This is a genomic window from Janthinobacterium agaricidamnosum NBRC 102515 = DSM 9628 (assembly GCF_000723165.1).
Classification (GTDB): Bacteria; Pseudomonadota; Gammaproteobacteria; order Burkholderiales; family Burkholderiaceae_D; genus Janthinobacterium; species Janthinobacterium agaricidamnosum.
The window spans coordinates 5875888-5876840 of the sequence record NZ_HG322949.1 but is presented as its reverse complement, the minus strand read 5'-3'; the positions used below and the strand labels follow the sequence as shown (position 1 = coordinate 5876840).

1 protein-coding gene is annotated in these 953 nt (G+C 55.2%); it reads left to right on the top strand.

The genetic code is table 11. The annotated features are described in order from the left end of the window. Positions 1-297 precede the first annotated feature (297 nt). A complete protein-coding gene (locus tag GJA_RS27620) occupies positions 298-633 on the top strand; it encodes a hypothetical protein (RefSeq protein WP_144241639.1) in 336 nt (111 codons plus the stop codon). Positions 634-953: the final 320 nt, after the last annotated feature.

Sequence of the window (953 nt, the reverse complement as noted above, 5' to 3'; positions counted from 1 at the left end):
TCAATTCTGTACCGCTTTCGCGCTATCGACAAAGCGTTGTGTTTGTCAGCTGCGAAGAAGGAAGAGTATGAAGCAATTCGCTAAATCCGTCAACTCCTTCTTTTTACTGCATCGCCGTTTCGGACGATCCCTTTTGCTTTGCAACGAGTGCTCTTCAGCGGGGAGGCGTATGATAACAAAGCCCCTGTGAAACTGGCAAGCTTTATCAGGGATCAAGCATGATTTAATTGAATCGATGGTCAACTTCTTAAGTTATGCGACACTTTGTCATACGATCACTAACCGGGATGTCCGAACGTGAACAGTATTGCAGCGAATAGTTACGGCGCTACGGCAAAGCGCCACTATGGCATCACCCTGGGTATCATCGTGTCGCTGGCCTTGCACGCCTTGTTTATATACGGCTACCGTTTTACGACACCGGTCTTCAAACCCGCTGCGGACAAACGGGTCGAATCGCTCACAGTCTGGATCAGGCCGGCGCCACCGCAGCCCGTCATCGCACCGGAGCGCAAGATTGAGCCAGCGCCAGCCAGGATAAAAGAGCAGAGGGTGGCACGGCGCAGCACTCTCGCTGCGCCGCCAACTTCCACGGTGATCACTTTGCCGCCGGCAGCCGGCAAGCCGGCCTGATGCGCCGAGCGATCCTTTTGCCGAAACCACGCCTGCATTCGATATCGATGCGGCCCGCGCCACCGCGCGTAAAGTAGCCAGCGAACGCGACCCGGCCAAGGCCAATACAGCAGTCGGCCAGATTCCCGATCAACCCCTGAAAACGGAAACACCATTGGCCCGCTCGATGTCGCAAGCCAAACGCGGCGATTGCAAGAACGCCCCTGGCGGCTTGCTGGCGCCGTTATTGATGTTGATGGATAAGAAGGATAGCGGCTGCAAGTGGTAAGCGCGGCACATTCATCACACTGATTATAGATAGCGTAGATAGCGCGGAGCTT